A 15298-nucleotide genomic window follows, 5' to 3' on the forward strand; every position below is an offset into this window, starting at 1 on the left:
CCGCGCCTCCCGGGCCGTGCCCGTCCGACGGGGCCACTAGCGTTGTGGCATGCGCGTGGGAGTCCTCGACATCGGGTCCAACACCGGCCACCTGCTCGTGGTGGACGCCCACGGCGGTGCCGCCCCGCTGCCGGCGTCGTCGTTCAAGCAACCGCTGCGCCTCGCCGAGCACCTCGACGACGCCGGCGCGGTGACGGAGGCGGGCGTCGACGCCCTGACCTCGTTCGTCGCCGAGGCCGTCCGCGTCGCCGAGGACCGCGGGTGCGAGGACATGCTCGCGTTCGCGACCTCGGCCGTCCGCGACGCCGTGAACTCCGACGCGGTGCTCGCCCACGTCGAACGGGCGACCGGGGTCGAGCTCGCCGTGCTGTCCGGCGGGGACGAGGCGCGCTTGACGTTCCTCGCCGTGCGGCGGTGGTTCGGGTGGTCCGCCGGTCGCCTGGCCGTGTTCGACATCGGCGGTGGGTCGCTCGAGATCGCCGGCGGAGCGGACGAAGCGCCGGACGTCGCATGGTCGATGCCGATCGGCGCCGCCCGGCTCGCCCGGTCGTACTTCGCGGCTGGGACCCCGACCGAGGACGACGTGCGCCGGATCCGCCACGAGATCCGAGTGGAGATCGCCCGCGACGCCGGGCTGCTGCTGCGCGCCGGGCGGCCGGACCGTGCCGTGGCGACCTCGAAGACGTTCCGGTCGATCGCACGGATCTGCGGCGCAGCGCCCTCGGGTGCGGGGCCGCTCGTGCCGCGCGCGCTCGACGGCGACGTGCTCCGCGCGAAGCTGCCGGCGCTCCTGACGATGTCGGTCGCCGAGCTGGCCGAGCTCCCCGGGGTGTCGCCGAGCCGGGCGCACCAGGTGGTGCCGGGAGCACTGGTCGCCGAGGCCTGCCTGGACATCTTCGACCTGCCGGCGCTCGAGATCTGCCCGTGGGCGCTCCGCGAGGGCGTGATCCTCGAGCGGCTCGACCAGCTGTCGGTGCTCGGCTAGCCGTTCCTCGGCGGCGCGAGGAGCCACGGGCGGATCATCCGGGTGACGAACGGCAGCACCCAGAACGTCATGATCGGCGTGAGCACGAGCGTCGTGACGAGCACGCGCGGCAGCACGGGGAGTGCGCCGAACGCGGGGACCAGCCAGCCGACGAGGTACGTGAACGCCAGGTTGACCGGGAAGAACCCGAGCCAGATGCTCACGGCCTGCTTCCACCGCGGCGGTGCGCTCGACGCCGGGGCATCGGCCGGTGCGTCGAACCAGCCCTCGATCCCGGTGCGCTTCTCGACGCGGGACTCCACCACGAGGTCACGGCCGAGGTCGAGCCACCGCAGCCGGTCGTCGGAGTTCTCCCACGTGGCGAGGGAGTCGTGGTCGGCGAACCGGTAGAGCATGTGCCACTCACGGCTCGTCGCGTGCGAGCGGACCCAGCCCGAGCCGAGGAAGCCCGGGTAGCGGTTGGCGAGGTTCACGCCGGACTGCACCCAGCGGGTGACGTCGGGGATCCGTTCGGGTTCGACGAGTCGGGTGATGGAGACGGTGACGGGCGGGCCATCGGTCGCGGGTGGCGACGACAAGGCCCCAGGCTCTTCTGGAGTCATGCGTCAAGTCTGGCCGACGCGTGTTTCCTGCTCGTGACACGGTCTGTTGCGCCCGCGCCGCTCGGGCGTCGGCGAGGCTAGGTTCGTGGTGTGAGCGAGACCGAGCGTGGTCGGCACGAGACGTCGACGGAACGGTGGGACCGGAACTGGAACGACATCGAGCAGGAGCTGCGCATCGTGCAGACCGGCACTCAGATCCTCGCCGGGTTCCTGCTCACCCTGCCCTTCCAACAACGGTTCACGGCGTTGAGCGATGGCCAGGAGACGATCTACCTCGTCCTCGTCGTGCTGGCCGTGCTGGTCACGGTGGTCGCCCTCTCGGCGGTGGCGTCGCACCGGCTCGTCTTCCGGCAGCGTCAGAAGCACGACCTCGTCCGGGTCGGGAACGTCGTCCTCATCGCGGCGCTGGCAGCCAGCGCCCTGCTCTTCTCGGGCACGGTGCTGTTCGTGTTCGACGTGGTGGTCGGTGACGTCGGGGGGCTCGTCGGCGGGATCGTCGTGTTCCTCGGGACCGCCCTGCTCTGGGTCTCGATCCCGCTCGGGCTCCGGCGGACCCGCAAGGACGGCTAGCTGGCCTGCTTCTTGGCGGCCGGCTTCTTGGCGGGGGCCTTCTTCGCCGGGGTCTTCTTCGCGGGTGCCTTCTTCGCGGGTGCCTTCTTCGCGGGTGCCTTCTCGGCCGGGGTCTTCTCCGGTGACTCGTCGGCCGTGGAGTCCTGCTTCGTGGAACGGGACCCGCTCCGGGAACGCGACCCCGTGCCTCCCGACCCGGACCGCTTCTTGTCCACCGACGCGCGCAGGGCGGCCATCAGGTCGATGACGTCGCCACCCTCGTCATCGTCGTCGTCCTCAGAGCGCTCACCGAAGGTCTTCTCGGTGTCGATGTCGTCGCCGGACTCCAGCTTCGCGTCGATGAGCTGCTGCAGCTCCACCTGGTAGGCGTCGGTGTAGCGGTCGGGGTCGAAGTCCGTGGACATGCTGTCGACGAGTGACGACGACATCTTCAGCTCGTTCGCGCTGACCTTCACCGCTGCGTCCAGCCCCTTGAAGTCGGCGGCGCGGACCTCGTCGCCCCAGAGCAGCCCCTGCAGCAGGATCACGTCGTCGTTCACCCGCAGGACGCCGAGCCGGGTCTTCTGCCGGAGCGTGAACTGCACGATCGCCAGCCGGTCGGTCTTCGCGAGGGTCTCGCGCAGGAGCACGTAGGCCTTGGGGGAGCGGGAGTCGGGCTCGAGGTAGTAGGACTTCTCGAACATCATCGGGTCGACCTGGTCGACGGGGACGAACTCGAGGACCTCGATCTCGTGCGACTGCTCCTCGGGGAGCTGCTTGAAGTCGTCGGCGGTGAGCACCACCGTCTTGTCGCCGTCGTCGTAGGCGCGCTGGATGTCGGCGTACTCGACCTCGTGGCCGAACTCGCAGACGCGCTTGTACCGGATGCGGCCCTTGTCCTCGTCGTGGACCTGGTGCAGCGACACGTCGTGCGTCTCGGTCGCCGCGTAGACCTTGATCGGCACGTTGACGAGCCCGAACGCGATGGAGCCCTTCCAGATCGACCTCATGGGCACATGATGCCCGTCTCTCCACGGGAGCGCCCGCAGCGGACGGGTTCTCCACAGATCCCGCTTCGCTGAACCGCCGTGGCCGCGGCGCGAGCACCATGGGCCCATGAGCCAGCTCGACAAGCAGGACCCGCGCGACCAGTTCCCCCGTCCGCCCTTCCCGGCCCAGACGCAGCAGGGATCCGGACTGGCGAGCGCGATGGACCCCACACCGGACCACGGCGAGACGAGCTACCTCGGCACGGGCCGCATGCCCGGCTACCGCGTGCTCGTCACCGGGGCCGACTCGGGCATCGGGCGGGCAGCGGCGATCGCGATGGCGAAGGAGGGCGCGGACGTCGCCCTGAACGCCCTGCCCGAGGAACGCGACGACCTCGAAGCCGTGCGGGACATCGTGGGCGACCTCGGGCGGAAGGCCGTGCTGCTCCCCGGTGACCTGACCGACGAGGGGTTCTGCGACACACTCGTGCGGGACGCGGTCAGCGAGCTCGGCGGACTCGACGCCCTGGTCCTCGTCGCCGGCCACCAGAAGGTGCACGACGACGTGACGGCGCAGTCGACCGAGGACTTCGACCGCACGATGAAGGTCAACCTGTACTCGCTGTTCTGGCTGGTGCGTGCGGCCGTTCCGCACATGGCGCCCGGCAGTGCGATCGTCACGACGAGCTCGGTGTCCGCGTACCAACCGCAGGACCGGATGATCGACTACGCGGCGACGAAGGCCGCCATCATCACGTACACGAACGGGCTGGCGCGACAGCTCGCGGCGAAGGGGATCCGGGCGAACACCGTCGTCCCGGGCCCGGTGTGGACGCCGCTGCAGCCGATCAGCTACCCGGGCGACGAGATCGCCGCCTACGGGCAGGACACGCCCTTCGGTCGACCTGCACAGCCGGTCGAGCTCGGCAGCGCGTACGTGTACCTGGCCGGCCCCGAGTCGTCGTACACGTCGGGGACGACCCTCACGGTGGCGGGGGCGACCGGGGTGGCGCTGTGAGTCCGACCGCGCGCAAGACCGTGGTCCTGGTGGGGGACCGCCGCATCGCCCTGACGAACACCGACAAGGTGCTCTACCCGGAGACCGGCACCACCAAGGGGCGCGTGATCGAGTACTACGAGCGGGTCGCGCCGTGGATGATCCCGCACGTGAAGGACCGCCCCGTGACCCGGAAGCGGTGGGCGAACGGCGTCGACGGCAAGGTGTTCTTCGAGAAGAACCTGCCGAACTCCGCGCCCGACTGGGTCCGGCACCACACCATCCACCACGCCGAGCACGACAACGAGTACCCGATCGTCGACGACCTGCCGACCCTCGTGTGGATGGCGCAGCAGGCCGCGCTGGAGCTGCACGTGCCGCAGTGGCGGTTCGGCCCCCGCGGCGGGCAGCAGAACCCGGACCGGCTCGTCCTCGACCTCGACCCCGGCGACGGCGTCGGGCTGCCCGAGTGCGTCGAGGTCGCCCTCGCAGCGCGCGAGATCCTGCACGGCATGGGGCTCGACCCGTACCCGGTCACGTCCGGGTCGAAGGGCATCCACCTCTACGCCGCGCTCGACGGCACGGCCTCCACCTCACACGTCTCCGAGGTGGCGCACGAACTCGCGAAGGCGCTCGAGCAGGATCTGCCGGACCTCGTGCTCTCGTCGATGAGCCGGGCGGAGCGGACGGGCAAGGTGTTCGTCGACTGGTCGCAGAACAACGGCAACAAGACGACGATCGCGCCGTACTCCCTGCGCGGCCGTGACCGGCCGACGGTCGCCGCGCCCCGCACCTGGAAGGAACTCACCGAACGCGGGCTCGCGCAGCTCACCCTGGACGAGGTCCTCGAACGCCTGGAGGAACGGGGCGACCACCTGCACCCGGTCGCCTCCGCCTCGTTGGCGGTCGGACGGGACGACCACGGTCACTGGGACAGCGACCGGACCCAGCAGGCGAACGACGCGGAGCAGCCCGCGCGCGACCGGCTCGCCGCGTACCGCGCCAAGCGCGACGCGTCGAAGACCCCTGAACCCGTGCCCGAGGACGCGCCGACGGTGCGGAAGGACGGCACCCCGACGTTCGTCATCCAGGAACACCACGCCACACGCGACCACTACGATTTCCGGCTCGAGCACGACGGGGTCTTGGTCAGCTGGGCGCTGCCGAAGGGTGAACCCACTGACCCGGGGAAGAACCACCTGGCAGTGCAGACCGAGGACCACCCGCTCGAGTACGGCGCGTTCGAGGGCACGATCCCGAAGGACGAGTACGGCGGCGGGACGGTCACGATCTGGGACGACGGCACGTACGAGCTCGAGAAGTGGCGCGAGGGCGAAGAGGTCATCGTCACACTGCACGGCCGGACCGGGGGCGCTCGCCGACTGGCGCTGCTGCACACCCGCGGGCGGGGTCGTGGGCGCGACGGCGACGAGAAGAACTGGCTCATCCACCGCACGAAGGACCAGCCGGACCGCCTGGCGGACGGCGGGGACGGGGCGGGGACGGGCCGCGCCTCCCGACCCGCACCCGCCGGCGGCGACCCGACCGCGCGCATCGACCGGACGGCCGCGTCGGACACCGCTCCGGCTGATCGCCGCACGATGCAGGCGACCCTCGCGAAGGGCGAGCCGACGCTGGACGCGTCCGACTGGGCGTTCGAGATGAAGTGGGACGGCATCCGCGCGCTCGCGACCGTCAGCAACGGTTCGGTGACGCTCCGCAGCCGCAACGACAACGACCTGACGGTGCAGTACCCCGAGCTCCAGGAGCTCGGCGACCGCGCCGGGGTGGACGGCGTGTTCGACGGCGAGATCGTGGCCCTCGACGATCGGGGGCGGCCCTCGTTCCAGCTGCTGCAGAACCGGATGGGACTGACGAGGTCGCGCGAGGTCGAGGCGGCGCGACGTGAGACGCCGGTCCGGCTGTTGCTCTTCGACGTGCTCGAGGCGGACGGGCACGAGCTCACCCGCCTCGGGTACGACGCGCGTCGCCAGGCGCTCGAGACGGTGGTCGAACCGGGTGGCGCGATCGACGTCCCGTCCGCGTACCAGGGCGACCTCGCCCGGGCGATGGCGGACTCGGCGGAGCAGGGACTCGAAGGGGTCGTCGCGAAGAAGCGGACGTCGAAGTACGCCGAGGGTCGGCGATCCGAGGCGTGGCTCAAGCTGAAGCACCACGCCACGCAGGAGGTCGTGGTCGGCGGGTGGAAGCCGGGGAATGGTCGGCGTGCGGGTGGGGTCGGCTCGCTGCTCCTCGGCGTCCCGGGGCCGGACGGGCTCGAGTACATCGGGAAGGTCGGCACCGGCTTCCGCGACCGCGATCTCGACGAGATCGGCGCGACGCTCGCCGCGCTCGAGCGGAAGACCTCGCCGTTCGTCGACGTCCCTCGGCCCGATGCCCGCGACGCGCACTGGGTGACGCCGAAGCGCGTGGGCGAGGTCGAGTTCGCCGAGTGGACGTCGGACGGCCGGTTGCGACAGCCCTCGTGGCGCGGGTGGCGGGTGGACAAGGACCCCGCGGACGTCGTCCCGGAATCGTGAGCATGCATCCGCATGGGGTCAGCCCGGGGCGAACTTTCGTCCCCCGTTCCACCCTCGACCGGGGGACGAATCGGGGGCGATCCCCCGGGATTCCGGTACGGGCTGTTACGTTCGCCGGGACGAAAGGGCGCGAGCATGAGCGCGAGCAAGTACCTGCCCCCGTTCACCGCGGAGGAACGAGTCACGATCGCAGGGGACCGATCGGCGCGCACACCCGTGGACCCGGGGGTCGCGGTGACGGAGTCCGAGGCGACCTACGCGGACTTCCTCGGTGACGAGGTCGACGAGTAGCACCCGGAGAACGACGACACCCCGGGGCATCGACGGGTGAAGACGGCCCGTGCGCCGGATCAGGGGACGCACGGGCCGCCGTCGGGGCGCCGTGACCGGTCGTTCAGGGATGACCGGTCACGACGCGCTTCGCACCAGGCACGCACCGCGCTCCTGGTAGACCCGTACGTAAGACGTGACGACGACCGCGATCGTCACGCGAGAACCGAAGAAAATCGACGAGGAGCCGACCCTGAGCGACGCTGACGCCCTGGCGTCCCTGTCGGACGCCTCCCTCGTCGCGCGCAGCGCCGACGGCGACACGGTCGCGTTCGGGGTGCTGATCCGCCGCTACGGCCCGCACATGCGCGCCTACGCCGCTCGGATCCTCGGACACGGCGACGGCGAGGCCGAGGACGCCGTGCAGGAGGCGGCGCTCCAGGCCTGGCAGCGCATCGACCGGGTGGACGACCCCGACCGTGTGCGGAACTGGCTGTTCCGGATCGCGGCGAACAAGGCGCTCGACCGCCTCCGTCGTCGGCATCCACACCTGGACCTCGAAGCGGTGGTCGACTCGGCCGACGACCGCCCCGTCGACGAGGTCGTCAGCACGCGGCTGCAGGTCCAGGAACTCGCGCGTATCGTGCAGGCACTCCCGGACGCGCACCGTGCCGTCTGGGTGATGCGGGAGATCGGTGAGGCGTCGTACGCCGAGATCGCCGAGGCGACGGGGATGCCGCAGGCGACCGTGCGCGGGGTGCTGGCGCGGGCACGACGTCGTGTCCTCGAGCAGATGGAGGGGTGGCGATGACCGACGACGAACGGTTCGGCGCGTTCACCCTCGAGGAGCTCTCCGACTACCTGGACACCGACCGCACCCCGGCGCGGCCGGAGATCGACGGCGACCCCGAGGCGGCCGCTGCGTTGGTACGGCTCGAGTCGCTGCGCACGGCCTCGCGGGACCTGCTCGACGCCGAGGCCGCGGAGGCCGCCGGGGCCGACGTCGGCTGGATCGCCAGCGTGCTCGCGTCGGTGCGGACGACGGCGCACGCGGGGCGGGACATCCCCGTCCCGGACGACGACCCCGCGTCGACGCTCGTCGTGACCGAAGGCGCACTCCGCGGACTCGTGCGGGCGCTCGGCGACGAGGTACCCGGCGTGGTCGTCCGACGGACCCGGTTCACGGGCGACGTCGGCACGGCCGGCGGATCGGTCGACGTCGAGGTGTCGATCGCCGCGAGCGCCGACGGGCCGGTGCACCTCCGCGCCGAGGCACTCCGGTCGATCATCGAGGACGCGCTCGCGGCGCACGCACCCTTCGTGGTGCGGTCGCTCGTGGTGCGGGTGGCGGACCTCATCGAGGGAGGACGACCGTGACCGACGACGTGCGCAGTGTCTCGCGCGGACTGACCGCGGTCGTGCTCGGGGTCCCCGGGGTCCGCTCGGTGCTGCCGCCGGGGCCGAACCTCGCCACGCTCGTCCGCGACGTCCGTTCGGTGCTCGACCTGCCCCGAGACGGTGGCGCGGTCCTCGTGCAGGATCGACGCGAGGGCGCCCGGATCCGCGTGGTCGTGACGACCGACCGGCGGGTCCCGACGCTCGGGCTCGTCCGGAGCGTCCGCGACGCGGTGGTCGCCGAGGGGACGGCGTTGCTGGGACGTCGACCGTCGGACGTCACCGTGCGGGTCGTCGAGATCGACTGAGCGCCAGAGACCACCGGCCGGGGGAACTCAGGGAGCGGGCGCGGGACCGTCGGCGGGCTCGGCGTCGTCGGCGACCGGGAGGTCCTCGTCGATGAGGTCGTCCTCGTCCGGTTCGACCACCTCGGCCGCAGCCGCCTTCGCCTCGTCGATGGACTCCTGGGAGCGGCGGAGCAGGTCGTCGTCGTGTGCTGGCTGGTCGGTCATGCCGATGACGCTACGCCGGAGCTCCTGAGTCGGCATCGCGGCGACGGTCGCTCGACGGGGGAGCAGCCGGCGGCTCGAAGTCCACCGCCGAGGTCGGCGCCGGGGTCGTCGGCATCGCGGGGACGGCGGGCGTCCCGAAGGCGTCGGCGGCGTCGAGCACCGCCCGTGTCGCCGCGGCAGCGGTCCGGAGGGCGTCTCCGATCGGCATCGCCCGGTGTGCTGCCGTCCGGACCTCGACACCCCACGGCTCGTCGAACCCGAGGTCGCGCACGGTGCGGACGAACCCCGGGACGTCCCAGGCACCGGCTCCGGGCAGGTGGCGAGCTTCGCGGGCCTCCTCGGCGAGGGTCATGCCCGCCGGCGTGTGGAGCAGACCGTCGCTCAGCTCGACCGCGGCGAGCGACGCCGGCGCGACGCCCTCGCGGATGGAGGCGAGCGTGGACCCGCCGCGCAGTGCGTGCATCACGTCGACCAGGAGCCCGCCGTTCGGGTGACCGGCGGCGGTGACGAACCGGGACGCGCGCTCCACCGTCGGCAGGTTCGACCACGGCTCGGGCTCTAGGACGAGCTGCGCACCGACCTTCGCGGCCTGCCCGGCCAGTTCGTTCCAGTCGTCGACCATGGCGGACGGCGAGACGCCGGGCAGCGTGACGTCCGCACGCGCGACGACCTGCCAGGCGCTCAGGGTCGCGGCGGCCTCGAGCACCACACCGCGGTCGGCGTCCTGGTCGGTGGTGTGGCTCGAGCAGGTCCACCAGTGTTCGAGCGGCCCCAGCTGGACCCAGACGATCCCCGCACCGTCGAGCATGCGGCGGAGGGCGGCGAACCCGATCGTCGCCCGTACCTCGTGCAGGTCACCGAGCGACAGCGAGAGTCCGGCGAAGCCGGCAGCACCGACGGCGTCGATGCGCTCGCCGATCGGTTCGGTCCCGGCCCATGTCCAGGACGTCGCGAGCAGGTCGTGTTCCTGCACGGCGGCACCTCCGTTCTCCGAACACGCCGCCCCGCCCCGTCGCGGTCGGGTGTCCCCAGTGTGGCGACACCGCGCACCCCGCAGCGGCGTCGAGACATTGCTACTCGGTGGTGCTGCGAGCCCTCCCAGGCCGCCGACACACGGGGGAAACGCGTGGGATCACACGATCACGGTCCGGACCGAGCCCACGCCGGCGATCGTGCCCTCGACGAGGTCCCCCCGGGCGAGGACTCCGACACCGTCCGGGGTGCCGGTGAACAGGAGGTCGCCCGGCGCGAGGGACACGAACCGCGAGAGCTCCGCGATGGTCTCGGCGACGGACCAGATCTGGTCGGCGAGGTCCCCGGACTGTCGGAGCTCGCCACCCACCCGCAGTTCGATCGTGCCCGAGGTCGGGTCGACGTCGGCTGCGGGGACGATCGCGCCGACCGGGGCCGAGGCGTCGAAGCCCTTGGCGGTGTCCCAGGGGCGGCCGAGCCGCTTCGCCTCGGCCTGCAGGTCGCGCCGCGTGAGGTCGATCCCGACGGCGTAGCCCCAGACGTGGTCGAGGGCCGTGTCGACCGGGATGTCCGTTCCGCCGCGACCGATCGCCACGACGAGCTCGACCTCGTGCTCGAGGCGCTCGGTGACGGACGGGTACGGGGTGTCCGCGTCGTCGGTCACCACCGCGCCCGCCGGCTTCGTGAAGAAGAACGGCGGCTCGCGGTCCGGGTCGTGGCCCATCTCGCGTGCGTGCGCGGCGTAGTTGCGGCCCACGCAGAACACCCGCCGGACGGGGAAGCGTCCGCCGGTCGTGGTGGGGACGGTCGGGAGGGTCGGGGCCGGGATGACGAGGTCGCTCACCCGTCCAGCGTGCCACCGGCGGCGCGGTGCGCGGTCAGCCCTCGCTGATCGAGGCCTCCCACCGGAGCTTCCGTGCTCGTGCCCGTTCCTGTCGTTCGCGCCACTCGATGCGCATCTCCTCGAGTCGTTCGAGGTCACCGGCCGCACGGACGAGCGGCCCGTAGTGCGGGTGCGCAAGCAGGCTGGGGGTCCGGCGTTCCATCCGGTCGAGTCGGGCCTTGAAGGACGCGTCGTCCTCATCCGAGATCATCGTCGGGTCGTTCCTCTCTGCCGCGGAGCCGTCGCGCGGCGGTCGTCTCGTGGTCGTCGAGCGCGCGCTCGACCCACTTGTCGTCGTCGGTGACCCAGGTCCGGGTCATCAGGGCATCGGTCATCAGAGCGGCCGCGTCACGGCGCCGCTCGTCGGCCGACAACGCCCGCTCGACCACCCACGCCCAACGCTGCCACCAGTGGTCCCGATGCCCCAAGAACTCTGTATTCCGCACCCTGACGCGACAGGACCGGCCACGCGCCGAGCGTGACCGGTCCTGTGGAACATGATCCGCGCCTCCTGGATGTGGAGGAGCGCGCGGACGCGCGTCAGTTGCCGGGCGCGGCCCCCTCGGTCTCCCCCTCGCCCGGGTCGCCACCCGTGCCCTCCGATGCCGCCTCGTCCTGCGGCCACCCCGAGAACCGCCACGCACCGACGCTCGGGTGGTCCTCGCCCTTCGTGTACGCGTACTCACGGGCCGCCGTGCGGGCCTCGGACAGCCGCGTGCGCAGCGCGTCGTGCGCCGCCGCGTCCACCCGGGTCAGGGCGTCGTGCGCGAGCGCGAACCGGTCCATCTCGTTGCGCATGAGCATGTCGAACGGGGTCGTCGTCGTGCCCTGCTCGAGGAACCCGTGCACGTGCAGGTCGTCGTGCCCGTTCCGGCGGTAGGTGAGCTGGTGCACGAGGGACGGGTACCCGTGGAACGCGAAGACGGTCGGGGTACCGGGGAGGAAGAGTTCGTCGTAGCGCTCGTCGGAGACCGGGTGCTCGTGCTTCCGGGGGTCGCCGATGGACAGCAGGTCGACGACGTTACACGACACGGACGCCGACCTCGGGAGCGTGCTGGCGGATGATGTCCGCGGCGGCCACGGCCTCGACGGTGGGGACGTCCCCGGCGCAGGCGAGCACGACGTCGACGCGGCCGACGGACTCCTCGGTGCCGGCCCAGTTCCAGACGCCGAGTCCAGCGGCGACGTGCTCGACCGCGTCGGGCAGCGACAGGAAGACCGGCTCGGGGTGCTTGCCGGCGACGATCACCTCGATGCGGTCGGTCGTCTCCAGTGCGTGCGCGGCGACGGCCAGCAGGGTGTTCGCGTCGGCCGGCAGCTTGATGCGGACGAGGTCCTGCTGCTTCGACGCGACGACGTCGAGGAAGCCCGGGTCCTGGTGCGAGAAGCCGTTGTGGTCCTGGCGCCAGACGTGCGACGACAGCAGGATCGACAGGTTCGAGACGGGTGCCCGCCAGTCGATGTCGGTCGAGGACTCGAGCCACTTCGCGTACTGGCCGACCATCGAGTCGATGATGTGCGCGAACGCCTCGTAGGTGTTGAGGACGCCGTGGCGGCCGCTCAGCACGTAGCCCTCGAGCATCCCCTCGAGCAGGTGCTCGGACAGCACTTCGGTGACCCGACCGTGTGCGCCGAGGTGCTCGTCCCCGACGCCACGCTGGGCGCGCCAGACGCGCGACGTCACGTCGAAGACCGCGTCGAGCTTGTTCGACACCGTCTCGTCCGGGCCGAAGAGCCGGAAGGACGAGGGGTTCCGCTGGATGAGTGCAGCGAGCCAGGGGCCGAGCGTGCCGGTGGCGCTCGCGTCCTCGCCGACGGGGACGCCGAACTCCTCGAGCCCGGGGCGGTCGAGGGCGGTGCGGAGCCGACCGCCGTTCGCGTGCGGGGTCGCACTCATCCGCAGGTCGCCGGTGGGCCGGATGGTGGTGAGGATGCCGATCGGCTGGCCGTCGTCGTCGAACAGCTCCTCGGGGCGGTAGGACCGCATCCACTCCTCGAGCTGCCGGCGGTGGTCGTCGTCCTCGCGGACGGCGGGCAGGGGGACCTGGTGGGCGCGGAAGGTCCCCTCGACCTGCTGGCCGTCGACGACCTTCGGGCCGGTCCAGCCCTTGGGCGTGCGGAGGATGATCATCGGCCAGCGCGGTCGGAGGGCCGCAGCACCCGCCGGCTGCCCGGCGGCCGCTCGCTGCGCCTGGGCGCGGGCCGCGGCCTGGATGTCGTCGATCGTCGCGAGTGCACGCCGGAGCGCACCGTCGAACAGGGCGTGCACGGCGAACGGGTCGTCGTCGACGCGGGCGGAGTCGACGACGATCGGCTCGTACCCGAGCCCGCGGAAGTAGGCGTGCAGGTCGTCGTGCGGGATGCGTGCGAGGACCGTCGGGTTCGCGATCTTCCACCCGTTCAGGTTGAGGATCGGCAGCACGGCGCCGTCCGACACCGGGTCGAGGAACGTGTGCGCCTGCCAGGACCCGGCGAGCGGCCCGGTCTCGGCCTCGCCGTCGCCGACGACGCACGCGACGACGAGGTCCGGGTTGTCGAGTGCCGCTCCGTACGCGTGGGCGAGGGAGTAGCCGAGCTCGCCGCCCTCGTTGATCGACCCCGGGGTCTCGGGCGCCGCGTGCGAGGGGATCCCACCGGGGAAGGAGAACTGCCGGAAGAACTGTCGCAGCCCGTCCGGGTCCGGCGTGATGTCCGGGTAGAGCTCGCCCCACGTGCCGTCGAGCAGCGCGTTCGCGTTCATCGCGGGACCGCCGTGACCGGGCCCGCAGATGTACAGGAGCTGCCGGTCGGTCTCGGCGATGAGCGCGTTGCAGTGTGCGTAGACGAGGTTGAGCGCCGGCGAGGTGCCCCAGTGTCCGAGCAGCCGGGGCTTCACGTCGTCCGGCGTGATCGAGCGGTCGAGCAGCGGGTTGTCGAGTAGGTAGATCTGCCCGACGGTGAGGTAGTTCGCGGCGCGCCACCAGGCGTCGATCGCGCGGATCCGGTCGGTGCTCGAGGGGGATGCGGGGGCCATGCCCCCACGGTACGGAGGCGGTCGCGGGGGAATCCCAGAAAAACTTCCAAACCGTTCGGCAGGGGGTGCCGAATGCATGTCACAAGGGCAAACGCCCAGGGCGCTCTCCGGTCACGAACGGCCGGGCCACAGCAAGCACACAGCACGGCGCGTGCACAGGAGCACGTCGCCACCGGCCGGAGCCCCCGAGACAGCAAAGGACCCAACCCATGCGCAAGTCCCTGAAGACCTCCATCACGCTCGCCACGACGGGTGCGCTCGTGCTGGGTGGTGCCGCGTTCGGCATCACCTCGGCGCAGGCCTCGACCCCGTCGGTGCACACCGTGTCGTCGTCCTCGTCGAAGATCCCCGGCCCCGTCGCATCGGTGCCGGAGGTCCTCGGTGGCGACACCGCCGTGAAGCTCGACTCCGGCTTCACCGACGCCCTCACCGCGCTGAAGCTCACCCCGGGTGTCTCCGGTGACGCCAAGCTCGCCGACGGGTCCGTGTCGTTCCCGATCACGTCCGGTTCGGGTCACGTACTGGTCGCCGGACGGTGACTACCGTCCGTACGTGCAGGGTCTGCTGAACCACGACGACTCGGGTCTGACCCTCACCGCCGGTTCGACGACGGTCACGCTGGAGAACTTCGTCGTGAACCCGGGCTCGTCCAAGCTCTACGGTGACGTGCTGGTCAACGGCAAGGTCGCGGTGAACAACGCGTACCTGTTCTCGCTGCACGGTGGCACGCTCAAGCCCCTCCAGCTCGAGGGTGACAACGCGATCCTGACCGGCACCACGGTGCACGTCTCGGGTGACGCCGCGAAGCTGCTCAACAGCACCTTCAAGACCGACGCCGTGAAGTCCGGCCTCCTCGTCGGCACCGCCACCATCACCGCCAAGATCAAGTAACACCCCCACGCCAGGGACCACCGCAGCACCGCGCCACGAGCGCGGTGCTGCGGTCGTTCCCGTGTCCGGGGGTGGTCCAGGAGGCGTGGATCACCTCACCGACGTCGGCGCCACCACCGCCGGGGTCGGTCCGCCTCGGCAGCGGCCCGGTCCGCGGCCGCCTGCGCCTCGGCCGCCAGTCGCTCCTGCCGACGCGCTCGCCAGCCGGCGACCTCGGTCTCGACGTCACGGAGCGGGGTCACCACCGGCGGCCCACCGAGGAGCTGCCGGCGGGCCTCCTTCACGCGGGCGTTGAAGTCGTCGAGCACGTCACGGACGTCGGGCTCGGAGGAGAGGGCGTCGAGGTGCTCGTCGAGCTCGGCGTCCTCCTTCCGCAGCGCCAGGGCGGGCGGGGCGATGCCGGTGATCTCCTCGCGCTCGATCTTCGCCTTGATCCACCAGTCGGGGTCGTGGCGTCCGTCGTTCCCCGGGAGCCGCTTGCCGTGGTACGGGTTGCCCTCGAAGACACCCCGCCGCTCGGCCTCCTCGATCTGGGCCCGAGCGTGCGCCGCGACGTCGGCGGCCTTCAGGAGCCGACGTTCCTCGCGCACCTCGTCGGGGTCGAGGGAGCCGCGTTCGATCTCGCTGTCCACGAGCTGCTGGTACCGGTAGCGGGCGGCCCGTCGCAACCGGTCCATGCGTGCATCGACGTCGTTCATGA

The 15298-nt window shown here is 71.6% G+C and carries 18 protein-coding genes and 1 pseudogene; 10 read left to right on the plus strand and 9 right to left on the minus strand.

The annotated features are described in order from the left end of the window. Positions 1–49 precede the first annotated feature (49 nt). Complete coding sequence (locus QE359_RS05465; protein ID WP_309778103.1) at positions 50–985, plus strand: Ppx/GppA phosphatase family protein; 936 nt, start codon at positions 50–52, stop codon at positions 983–985. Here the strand turns inward: QE359_RS05465 and QE359_RS05470 are convergent. Beyond that, positions 982–1587, minus strand: coding sequence for an antibiotic biosynthesis monooxygenase (locus tag QE359_RS05470; RefSeq protein WP_071296587.1), 606 nt, complete (start codon positions 1585–1587; stop codon positions 982–984). The two genes, QE359_RS05465 and QE359_RS05470, sit on opposite strands and share 4 nt — an antisense overlap. Before the next feature lie 90 nt (positions 1588–1677). On the opposite strand from QE359_RS05470, the gene QE359_RS05475 reads away from it, so the two are divergent. Next, the gene (locus tag QE359_RS05475; protein ID WP_309778105.1) at positions 1678–2157 is read left to right on the plus strand and encodes a DUF6328 family protein; all 480 of its coding nucleotides are present in this window, start codon (positions 1678–1680) and stop codon (positions 2155–2157) included. Here QE359_RS05475 and QE359_RS05480 read toward each other — a convergent pair. Further along, positions 2154–3146 (minus strand): Ku protein, encoded by a 993-nt coding sequence (locus QE359_RS05480; RefSeq protein ID WP_309778107.1) that lies wholly within the window; start codon positions 3144–3146, stop codon positions 2154–2156. The genes QE359_RS05475 and QE359_RS05480 overlap by 4 nt on opposite strands. 106 nt (positions 3147–3252) lie before the next feature. Between QE359_RS05480 and QE359_RS05485 the strand changes: the two genes are divergently transcribed. From QE359_RS05485 to QE359_RS05510, 6 genes are all read left to right on the plus strand, one after another. After that, on the plus strand, positions 3253–4143 hold the full coding sequence (locus QE359_RS05485) for an SDR family oxidoreductase (RefSeq protein ID WP_309778108.1): 891 nt from the start codon (positions 3253–3255) through the stop codon (positions 4141–4143). Beyond that, positions 4140–6662, plus strand: coding sequence for an ATP-dependent DNA ligase (locus tag QE359_RS05490; protein WP_309778110.1), 2523 nt, complete (start codon positions 4140–4142; stop codon positions 6660–6662). The genes QE359_RS05485 and QE359_RS05490 overlap by 4 nt, the downstream gene beginning before the upstream one ends. A gap of 135 nt (positions 6663–6797) precedes the next feature. After that, positions 6798–6953 carry a hypothetical protein gene (locus QE359_RS05495; protein ID WP_309778111.1) on the plus strand — a complete coding sequence of 52 codons (156 nt, stop codon included), beginning with the start codon at positions 6798–6800 and terminating at the stop codon, positions 6951–6953. A gap of 175 nt (positions 6954–7128) precedes the next feature. Continuing rightward, a complete protein-coding gene (locus tag QE359_RS05500) occupies positions 7129–7743 on the plus strand; it encodes a sigma-70 family RNA polymerase sigma factor (protein ID WP_309778113.1) in 615 nt (204 codons plus the stop codon). Beyond that, positions 7740–8309 carry a hypothetical protein gene (locus QE359_RS05505; protein WP_309778114.1) on the plus strand — a complete coding sequence of 190 codons (570 nt, stop codon included), beginning with the start codon at positions 7740–7742 and terminating at the stop codon, positions 8307–8309. The genes QE359_RS05500 and QE359_RS05505 overlap by 4 nt, the downstream gene beginning before the upstream one ends. Further along, entirely contained in the window at positions 8306–8635 is a 330-nt protein-coding gene (locus tag QE359_RS05510) for a hypothetical protein (RefSeq protein ID WP_070417187.1), read from the plus strand. Before QE359_RS05505 ends, QE359_RS05510 begins: the two co-directional genes overlap by 4 nt. 27 nt (positions 8636–8662) lie before the next feature. Here the strand turns inward: QE359_RS05510 and QE359_RS05515 are convergent, their stop codons facing one another. The 6 genes and pseudogenes from QE359_RS05515 to QE359_RS05545 form a co-directional block, all read right to left on the minus strand. After that, on the minus strand, positions 8663–8839 hold the full coding sequence (locus QE359_RS05515) for a hypothetical protein (RefSeq protein ID WP_156794789.1): 177 nt from the start codon (positions 8837–8839) through the stop codon (positions 8663–8665). Positions 8840–8849: 10 nt separating this feature from the next. Further along, the gene (locus tag QE359_RS05520; RefSeq protein ID WP_309778116.1) at positions 8850–9812 is read right to left on the minus strand and encodes a TIM barrel protein; all 963 of its coding nucleotides are present in this window, start codon (positions 9810–9812) and stop codon (positions 8850–8852) included. 159 nt (positions 9813–9971) lie between these two features. After that, positions 9972–10655, minus strand: coding sequence for a fumarylacetoacetate hydrolase family protein (locus QE359_RS05525; protein WP_309778117.1), 684 nt, complete (start codon positions 10653–10655; stop codon positions 9972–9974). 34 nt (positions 10656–10689) lie between these two features. Continuing rightward, on the minus strand, positions 10690–10905 hold the full coding sequence (locus QE359_RS05530) for a hypothetical protein (protein WP_309778119.1): 216 nt from the start codon (positions 10903–10905) through the stop codon (positions 10690–10692). Further along, positions 10892–11083 (minus strand): hypothetical protein, encoded by a 192-nt coding sequence (locus tag QE359_RS05535; RefSeq protein ID WP_309778121.1) that lies wholly within the window; start codon positions 11081–11083, stop codon positions 10892–10894. The genes QE359_RS05530 and QE359_RS05535 overlap by 14 nt, the downstream gene beginning before the upstream one ends. Positions 11084–11234: 151 nt before the next feature. Continuing rightward, positions 11235–13707 (minus strand): annotated as a pseudogene (locus QE359_RS05545) (phosphoketolase). 209 nt (positions 13708–13916) lie between these two features. Between QE359_RS05545 and QE359_RS05550 the strand changes: the two are divergent. Beyond that, a complete protein-coding gene (locus tag QE359_RS05550) occupies positions 13917–14246 on the plus strand; it encodes a hypothetical protein (RefSeq protein WP_309778125.1) in 330 nt (109 codons plus the stop codon). A gap of 13 nt (positions 14247–14259) precedes the next feature. Beyond that, positions 14260–14598 carry a hypothetical protein gene (locus QE359_RS05555; RefSeq protein WP_309778126.1) on the plus strand — a complete coding sequence of 113 codons (339 nt, stop codon included), beginning with the start codon at positions 14260–14262 and terminating at the stop codon, positions 14596–14598. Between the two features lie 95 nt (positions 14599–14693). Here the strand turns inward: QE359_RS05555 and QE359_RS05560 are convergent, their stop codons facing one another. Continuing rightward, complete coding sequence (locus QE359_RS05560; RefSeq protein ID WP_309778128.1) at positions 14694–15296, minus strand: DUF1992 domain-containing protein; 603 nt, start codon at positions 15294–15296, stop codon at positions 14694–14696. Positions 15297–15298: the final 2 nt, after the last annotated feature.

It is taken from the genome of Curtobacterium sp. SORGH_AS_0776, assembly GCF_031453355.1.
Taxonomy (GTDB): domain Bacteria; phylum Actinomycetota; class Actinomycetes; order Actinomycetales; family Microbacteriaceae; genus Curtobacterium.

What these genes read in the sequence shown, in the direction of transcription:
- QE359_RS05480 (WP_309778107.1), bottom strand. Translation starts at nt 3,146, where the DNA reads ATGAGGTCGATCTGGAAGGGCTCCATCGCGTTCGGGCTCGTCAACGTG.
- QE359_RS05560 (WP_309778128.1), bottom strand. Translation starts at nt 15,296, where the DNA reads ATGAACGACGTCGATGCACGCATGGACCGGTTGCGACGGGCCGCCCGC.
- QE359_RS05550 (WP_309778125.1), top strand. Translation starts at nt 13,917, where the DNA reads ATGCGCAAGTCCCTGAAGACCTCCATCACGCTCGCCACGACGGGTGCG.
- QE359_RS05485 (WP_309778108.1), top strand. Translation starts at nt 3,253, where the DNA reads ATGAGCCAGCTCGACAAGCAGGACCCGCGCGACCAGTTCCCCCGTCCG.
- QE359_RS05470 (WP_071296587.1), bottom strand. Translation starts at nt 1,587, where the DNA reads ATGACTCCAGAAGAGCCTGGGGCCTTGTCGTCGCCACCCGCGACCGAT.
- QE359_RS05515 (WP_156794789.1), bottom strand. Translation starts at nt 8,839, where the DNA reads ATGACCGACCAGCCAGCACACGACGACGACCTGCTCCGCCGCTCCCAG.
- QE359_RS05495 (WP_309778111.1), top strand. Translation starts at nt 6,798, where the DNA reads ATGAGCGCGAGCAAGTACCTGCCCCCGTTCACCGCGGAGGAACGAGTC.
- QE359_RS05505 (WP_309778114.1), top strand. Translation starts at nt 7,740, where the DNA reads ATGACCGACGACGAACGGTTCGGCGCGTTCACCCTCGAGGAGCTCTCC.
- QE359_RS05465 (WP_309778103.1), top strand. Translation starts at nt 50, where the DNA reads ATGCGCGTGGGAGTCCTCGACATCGGGTCCAACACCGGCCACCTGCTC.
- QE359_RS05530 (WP_309778119.1), bottom strand. Translation starts at nt 10,905, where the DNA reads ATGATCTCGGATGAGGACGACGCGTCCTTCAAGGCCCGACTCGACCGG.